9 protein-coding genes are annotated in these 6,814 nt (G+C 56.7%); 5 read left to right on the forward strand and 4 right to left on the reverse strand.

What is annotated here, in order from left to right:
- The first annotated feature begins 183 nt into the window (after window positions 1–183).
- Both KBZ15_RS15320 and KBZ15_RS15325 read left to right on the forward strand, forming a co-directional pair.
- Window positions 184–918, forward strand: coding sequence for a C39 family peptidase (locus KBZ15_RS15320; RefSeq protein WP_255016066.1), 735 nt, complete (start codon window positions 184–186; stop codon window positions 916–918).
- 10 nt (window positions 919–928) lie between these two features.
- On the forward strand, window positions 929–1,213 hold the full coding sequence (locus tag KBZ15_RS15325) for a hypothetical protein (RefSeq protein ID WP_255016067.1): 285 nt from the start codon (window positions 929–931) through the stop codon (window positions 1,211–1,213).
- A 140-nt stretch (window positions 1,214–1,353) separates the two neighbouring features.
- Here the strand turns inward: KBZ15_RS15325 and KBZ15_RS15330 are convergent, their stop codons facing one another.
- From KBZ15_RS15330 to KBZ15_RS18745, 3 genes are read right to left on the reverse strand one after another with little or no spacing between them, the layout of a single operon-like run.
- Window positions 1,354–1,635, reverse strand: a complete 282-nt coding sequence (locus KBZ15_RS15330; protein WP_255016068.1) for a hypothetical protein — start codon at window positions 1,633–1,635, stop codon at window positions 1,354–1,356.
- A gap of 17 nt (window positions 1,636–1,652) precedes the next feature.
- Window positions 1,653–2,516, reverse strand: a complete 864-nt coding sequence (locus tag KBZ15_RS15335; protein WP_255016069.1) for a hypothetical protein — start codon at window positions 2,514–2,516, stop codon at window positions 1,653–1,655.
- 15 nt (window positions 2,517–2,531) lie between these two features.
- Window positions 2,532–2,726, reverse strand: a complete 195-nt coding sequence (locus tag KBZ15_RS18745; protein WP_396123508.1) for a PIN domain-containing protein — start codon at window positions 2,724–2,726, stop codon at window positions 2,532–2,534.
- A gap of 616 nt (window positions 2,727–3,342) precedes the next feature.
- Between KBZ15_RS18745 and KBZ15_RS15340 the strand changes: the two genes are divergently transcribed.
- Complete coding sequence (locus tag KBZ15_RS15340; protein ID WP_255016070.1) at window positions 3,343–3,957, forward strand: hypothetical protein; 615 nt, start codon at window positions 3,343–3,345, stop codon at window positions 3,955–3,957.
- A 54-nt stretch (window positions 3,958–4,011) separates the two neighbouring features.
- Here KBZ15_RS15340 and KBZ15_RS15345 read toward each other — a convergent pair whose 3' ends face one another.
- On the reverse strand, window positions 4,012–4,233 hold the full coding sequence (locus KBZ15_RS15345; RefSeq protein WP_255016071.1) for a hypothetical protein: 222 nt from the start codon (window positions 4,231–4,233) through the stop codon (window positions 4,012–4,014).
- Between KBZ15_RS15345 and KBZ15_RS15350 the strand changes: the two genes are divergently transcribed.
- Complete coding sequence (locus tag KBZ15_RS15350) at window positions 4,232–5,176, forward strand: LysM domain-containing protein (protein WP_255016072.1); 945 nt, start codon at window positions 4,232–4,234, stop codon at window positions 5,174–5,176. The two genes, KBZ15_RS15345 and KBZ15_RS15350, sit on opposite strands and share 2 nt — an antisense overlap.
- Window positions 5,177–6,018: 842 nt before the next feature.
- On the forward strand, window positions 6,019–6,814 hold a 796-nt coding region (locus tag KBZ15_RS15355), incomplete at its 3' end, for a LysM domain-containing protein (protein WP_255016073.1).

Here is a 6,814-nt window from a genome sequence, read left to right on the forward strand (position 1 = left end):
TCTCCCTGTAGTGGGCATCGAGCGCCAGCAGCTTCTCGTCGTCGAGATTGCGCGTCAGCTGGCAGTAGAGCTCGTGGCTCTCAGGAGCGAGGCACATCAACCGACCTGTCCGACCTGCTCCACAGTCTGAGCTGAAAGACGTGAAGTGGAGGTGCGGCAACAGCAAAGGATTGCCCTACTGCCATGACCACAACCTCTCCTGCTGCCCAGGCACCGTTCACAGCTGAACGCTGGCAGCAGTTCTGGAATGCCTGGAAGGCAGAGCCCCAGCAACTCGAGGGCATCGAGCAGTTGCGGCTCGCCGTCATTGCTGCCGACCTAGCGATCCTCACCGAGGCCGCACCCTGGCGGCAGACCTTCTCATCGGCACCCCCGGCTCCAGAGGTCTCAGCCCATGCCAATCCCTTGCCAGTGGCCTGGGAGAACCAGAACGACAACGCCTCCGGTACCGGCTACCGCGAGTGCTTCTCCAGTAGCTGCGCCATGCTCGCCCGCTATTGGGGCAAGGTCAGCTCGGACGACGAATACAACGCCATCCGAGCCAAGTACGGCGACAGCACAAGTGCAGAGGCCCAGCTCTCAGCGCTGCGCTCACTGGGGCTGACAGCGAACTTCGCGACCAATGGAGATCGAGCAGCTTTGGAGCAGCAGATCAACCTGGGGCGGCCAGTAGCCGTGGGCTGGCTGCATCACGGTTCTGTATCTGCGCCATCAGGTGGCGGCCATTGGAGTGTGGTGATCGGTTTCACCGAGGCGGTCGCCATTCACAACGACCCCAATGGAGAAGCTGATCTAGTCGCTGGTGGTTACACCGCCAACACCAACGGCGCAGGCCAGCACTACAGCTGGAAGAACTGGCAGCCCCGTTGGGAGGCCGATGGCAATGGCACTGGCTGGCTACTCACCTGCCATCCCTGAGCAGCAGGCCATGGCAGAAGCACCGCAGCCGCTGACACCACTCCCGCCACCCCGGCCACCGTTTGATCGTGAGCGCTTTGTTTTTAAGACTCTGGCGGTGGTGATCTCCGCCCAGCTGCTGGTTTACGGGCTGGCTGCCGGAATCTGCGGCCAACGATCTATGGCTGGCCGTGCCGTCGGCCAGGTGTGCCCCGGCACGTTGGAGCAGCTGCAGGGAGGCTTTGATTCCACCCTCAACCTGCTGCTGGCGCTGTTGGGGGGAGCGGCAATTTCAAGGGTGGGGCCGCCATCATGAGCGCGAGCGGTCTTCTGGTTTCACGGCCTGGGCCGCAGCACCAGCCAAACAATCAGCAGGATGCTGCCGGTGCTCACCGCCGTAAAGATGCAGTAGCCGTAGGGCGTGCAGGGTCGTGGCACAGGGGTTGAGTCCTGGCGTCACAGCCAGTGTCGGTAACGGCTGCGCTGGCGTCTGCCCGCTGTTCGTGCAGCAGCAGTGCCGAACTGGGGGCTGCTGCCGTCCTTGCGGCGACGCACCCAGGCCCCTTTGCGGATCAGGCGACTGTCGGCCGCATTTGCCTGGCGGGCTGAGAGCAGGGTGCCGTAGCCCGCTTTATGGCGGGCACGGGCTCTAGTACGGGCCTGGGCAGCTGTGGCAGCCGGCACCACGGTGGCTGTCGAGCGGCGGCTCCAGAACACCAGGTAGTAGCGGCTGGCCATTTGCTGAACAGCTGTGCTCAGCGACGTGGGCTGCGGCCGTTGGTGACAAAGCCAGCGCGGTAAAGCTCACTGGCACTCATTGCCTGGGGGTTGAGCACCTCGCCAAAGCCACCAGCCGCCGCAGGTGCTACACCCAGCCCTGGGCTGCCGGTCATGGCACCGCGCTGTTGAAACAGGAAGCCGTAGACGGGGTGGATGCGCAGCTGATCGAGGAAGTCAGCAGTGCTCAGCGGCCGGCCGTCATCGCCCAGCAGGGGCTGTCCCTGACTGTCCAGCGGTTCCAGCACATCGACGCTGTCCTTGCTGGTGGTGAGCCGAAAGCTCTCGCCAAGCTGGCCCTTGAACACCTGAAAAAAGGTGCCGCGCCCATCGCCGCCGGTGCGGCCTTCTGCTTCTGAGAAAGCGCGCTCCAGCAGCCGCTCCTTGCGCAACTCCTGTACGCGCTCATGGGCCGCGTCGCGTTCCGCTGCAACGGCTGCCACCTTGCGGGCGGAAGCCTCTTCCATCTGACGTTCGCGCAGTTCCACCTGCTGCTCGAGCAGTTGCTTCTGGCGTTCGGCTTGCTGCAGGCGGGCGTATTCCTCGGGATTGATCTCCGAGAAGCGGGTCAGCTGCTGCCGTAGTCCCCTCAGCTCTTTTTCAAGATTGTTGCTGCGCCTGCGCTCGGCCTTGAGGGCATCGCCGAGGCCGTTACTGGGCTGGATCTCGCTTGTGCTGGGCTCGTCTGCATCAGCCAGAGCGATGCCGACTTGGCGCTCAGCGGGTGGATAGTCAGCAGTGGTGTTGCTCTCTAGTTCAGCAGTCTCCTGGTGGTGCTGCTCAAGCAGCTCGCTGCTCTCGTCAGTTGTCCTGGAGCTGTTGTGCGTTGCGGTTGTGGCCATGACCCGTCTCGGCTGTCAGTGGGAGCGGCAGCCCATCGCGGCGCTGCCACTCCCTGTTGCCGAGGCATCAGCTGAACTGTTCGAGTAGATCTCCACAGTGCGAGTCGTCCACATGGCGATACCGCTGCCATGGAAGTCTTGGCCCTCCGTGATGATGAGAAATTTCAGTTGCAGACCAAGCGCTAGTGCAACTGACCTGGATGCCGCCAATCAGGCTCAATGCTGCAGGTGTCTGGAAAGTGCAGTTGCTGGGACGGATGTTCAGCAATGGCGGGCAGGTTGAGCACCTGCGTCAACATCAGATTCGCCAGCTAGCTAGAGCTCTTAGCCGCAAGGGTTGTGGCTGTTCCAATTCACGGCCATAGCCATCAGGTCTGGACAGATAGTCGATTCTCAATAGCGAGACGCCGGCGATATCCAGTCAAAAGGCCGATCCAGTCAGAAGGATGGCTTGCAAACCTCGATCGAAGCGTCAGCCTGACGGTGAGGTGGTGGCAGCCGGCCGCTGGGAGGGCCTCAAGAGCCAGCAGTAGGCGCCAAAAGTTCATCTAGGGCAAATGGCCTGAAGGCAGTACAGCAGCGGGTACAGGCACTGGTAAGCGAGGGCTGGCGGGGTGCTGCCTGGCCAGAGATCGGGTGAGGCCGGTGTCAACCCAAACCGCAATGGCGCCGCCAACCCAGCGGATTCAAGCAGCCAAAAGCCGCCGACAGCGATCACGTCACTGCAAGCGGCGATAATGCCTAGCCGGCTAGGCAACTAAACAGTCGCAATCCTTGTTATGTCAAGCGGCGCTGCGGGATAATTCGGCCTTCTGAAAGCCAAGCCATGCGCCGTCTGCTGATCGCTGCTGGTGTCCTAATGGCCTCTTCCGCTTTCGCCGGTGCCAATCCTGAGTGCTTCACACCTCATGGCTCATCTTCCGTAACCGCTAAGTGGTCTTCCAAAGGAAAGATAATTGAGGAGTACCTCACAACAAGCGACGGCGACCGCTACAACTGTAGACCAGAGGTTTTTCAAAATAGCCCATCAGCCCGAGTTGGAAGCGTAAATTACTCCAAACAAGTCTGCGGCCCCTTGACCATTGTCTCAGAGCAGTCTTATAGAAACTGCACTTATGAAGAGAGCGCAGGCATCAGCCGTAAGTACGATCCTAGCGGCTTTATTGGGTCAATGTCTAGGAGAAAGTGCGCTACAGCTCTCCCAGTATCTGAAACTCGCTACGAATTAAGAGACAAGAATGGTGAAAAGTTTCAGCTCGGCATCGTATACGAAGTTGGCGGTGGTGGCGATAGAAAGCTCAATCTCGTCGACATATGCACCAGCGACAGGCGAACTCAGACCTTCACATCAACCTGGCGTGTGGGCTCAACGAGTAAAGAGATTTCGCTCACATATAGGATGGAGTATCAGGCGGAGGGCATCAGACAGCCGTCGCTCTGAGCACCAGCAGCGCAATAGCTGTTACGACAAGCTCTGCGGCGATTGCTTGGCGGGTCAAGTACCCGGTTCGCCTTCCTTGAGCACCAGCGTGACCCGATGGCCAGGCAAAATTTCTCTACCAGCCTTGAGGGCCTCGTACTGGTCAACAGCGAAGTCTGGCATCACCCTGATTCCTTCAGGCAGGTCAGCGATTACGTCGAACAATGAGGCCAATGCCGTCAGAGCGGTACTTGAGCTGCCATGCTGCACGATCAAGGTTGCATATTGATCAGCCATGCAAGCCGCTGCACTTTTTGTCAGGTCGGCTTTGCTCGCAATGATGACCAATATCCCGCCACCCCTGCTGGGCGTTGAGCTGCCGGCCGTGGTTGTAGCTCTTGAGCCCGCCGATATCGAGCAGGCTTCTGTTGATTCTTTGATCGCTGCCCTACCTGCCCCCAGCATCGACAAGATATGGGTCAAGGTGCGTCACCCCATCAGCGTTGAAGAGCTATCCAGCAGCCTCAGACTTGATAAAGATCTCATCGCCAAGCTCAACGACGTCAACGAAGACCACCATTTTCGTCCAGGTGATTGGCTTGTTGTTCCCAGTCAGCAATTGAGGCAGATAAAGCAGCTTGCAGCGATCGATACCAGCGATCTGCGTCGCACACCTCCTCTTCAGTCCTTTGCTCCTGTGGAGGAACGTGCTGTTGTGCGCTTTGGGGACACGGTCGTAAAGATTGCTCAGCGCTATGGATTGACCCTGCAGGAACTGCTGCGTCTCAATCCTGGCCTCGAAACCGCACGCCTTGTCGTCGGTTCCCAAGTACGGCTTGCGCAGGCTTCATCCGGCCGCACCCGCATGGTGCTGGGGCTCAAGCCAACCACTAGTGGCGGTATCAGCTGGCCCGAACTGCCTGAATATCGAAGTACCGGTAGTGGAGTAAGTACAATTGGATTAGTTGGGCCATTCAAGAGAAACCCTTCTGCATTTGCACGTTTTTTAAACAGTAAGCCAAGAATCTGGGAGGATCCCTCGCTAAGAACATATTTCTACGACCTATACAGTTGTTACTCATATCCGGCCGACAATTCAAATGCCATGCCTCCAAGCTATCGATGCGATGGTGGATATGTTAGTTATTCTGATAATCTTGGACCACGCCGATGCAGGCTTGATTATGTTTCATGGTCCTGGAGCAAAGGCCAATCTTTTAAAGCTTTGGGATGCAGATAGTCAAGTATTTAAATGCCACTCTTCCAATGCTGTTGGATGGCATCGGAAAGCCACTTCTCGTAATCCTTGTTTAACTCTTTCGTCACACCCTCTGCTAGTCGATCTTAAGTCGGGGGCCATAGGGATAGACTGCAGTGATCACTCATATCTATTGCCTCTGCAGCACTTGCATTAGCCTCAGTCACGGCCCTTGTCCACTGTGGTGTCCTTGATGCGAGCGGCTATCATGGTGGGCCAGTCTTAGCAGTCTTCATCAACGGTCTGCTAAATCCAGCTTCGCCACGACGATTGCAGTCGGCATAGTCACAATAGCGTAACTCTGCTTGCAGCTGCACGCCTAGGCGCTAGGACTGATAAGCAAAAGCACTTGCCCTTCTCATGCAAACAGAATTGCTAACCACCTTTCTTTTGTTGTTTCTACCTTTGGTATGCGGCATGCTGACCGGCATGGTCGCTCACCAGAAAAGCCATGCGTATTGGGTCTGGCTCGGGATAGGAATACTGACTGGTCCGCTGGGATTGATTGCCTCGGCGGGTCTACCAGATCGACATCTGCGGCGCCTTCTGGGTGAGAAGCTGTAACCGATACGCCTATGCCTGCTAGGTGCTCTGCTGACAAAGCCCTGCGGTGATTGCCTGGCGGGTCAAGTGCCGGGTTCTCCTTCCTTGAGCACTAGCGTGACCCGACAGTCTGGGAACAGCTCTTTGGCAGCCCTGTGGTCATGGTTCCTTGGGCTAAGCTGCTAGATATAATTGTTGCTCAGGTAATGACTGGTGCCTCCTGGCAGCAATAGCCACCACGGCAAGATTTAGCTATTTTCAATGAACTAGATTTTTGTAAAATGGATTACTCACTCATTACATCCATTTTACTCATCACATCATCGGCTCAAGCCGAATCCTTGACATGTTCACCAGTGGGATCACTGCGCTGCCAATTAGAAGCTCTTGATCGCCTGGGAGCCAGACAAGTACCGACCAATTCTACACGGGAAGCGAAGGCGAAAATAGACCCAAGGCGTTCGAGTCAACTCTCAAGAGTATACGCAATAACTGCCGAACGAAGAGCATTCCTAAACCTAATTCGATATTTGGTATTGACTTGGGATGAAGGCAATGATTCTGGCTACCTTGCGCAGGGCATAGCCCAGGCAGAAGCCATTGGCGCATATCAAATTAACACAAAAGCATACGAGCAAGCTCTTCTCGATCTTTGGGGCTCCAAGCGCAACATACAAAATGAATCCGTTGCACCAGTGGTACAGGATCAGGTTGCGCTTTATCTTGTGGATAAGAGTGGCGCGCTAACTCAGATCGATAAAGCTTTTGCAGGCGAAGAAGAAATGAACGCCGCAATTGCCGCTGTAGCCAGCCTGTTCCCGGTCCAAGCAAGCAAAGTCAATAAAGCAAAAACTACTTTAGCTGGAGTTAGTGCATTTTCTTTCTATTCAACTAATATCTCCGGTCTGAAACTCAGTAGTGAGCTTGTAACTACTGTCCATTTCGGCGACACGGTCGTAAAGATTGCTCAGCACTACGGCTTAACCCTGCAAGAGCTGCTACGTCTCAATCCTGGTATGAAAACTGCACGGCTTGTGGTGGGAAGCCAGGTCCGCCTTCGACAGGCGTCTTCGGAGC

It is taken from the genome of Cyanobium sp. BA20m-p-22 (assembly GCF_024346275.1).
Classification (GTDB): Bacteria; Cyanobacteriota; Cyanobacteriia; order PCC-6307; family Cyanobiaceae; genus Cyanobium_A.

Bases quoted from the DNA above. Each gene is read 5' to 3' on its own strand.
- KBZ15_RS15320 (WP_255016066.1), top strand. From the start codon at position 184: ATGACCACAACCTCTCCTGCTGCCCAGGCACCGTTCACAGCTGAACGC.
- KBZ15_RS15325 (WP_255016067.1), top strand. From the start codon at position 929: ATGGCAGAAGCACCGCAGCCGCTGACACCACTCCCGCCACCCCGGCCA.
- KBZ15_RS15330 (WP_255016068.1), bottom strand. From the start codon at position 1,635: ATGGCCAGCCGCTACTACCTGGTGTTCTGGAGCCGCCGCTCGACAGCC.
- KBZ15_RS15335 (WP_255016069.1), bottom strand. From the start codon at position 2,516: ATGGCCACAACCGCAACGCACAACAGCTCCAGGACAACTGACGAGAGC.
- KBZ15_RS15340 (WP_255016070.1), top strand. From the start codon at position 3,343: ATGCGCCGTCTGCTGATCGCTGCTGGTGTCCTAATGGCCTCTTCCGCT.
- KBZ15_RS15350 (WP_255016072.1), top strand. From the start codon at position 4,232: ATGCAAGCCGCTGCACTTTTTGTCAGGTCGGCTTTGCTCGCAATGATG.
- KBZ15_RS15345 (WP_255016071.1), bottom strand. From the start codon at position 4,233: ATGGCTGATCAATATGCAACCTTGATCGTGCAGCATGGCAGCTCAAGT.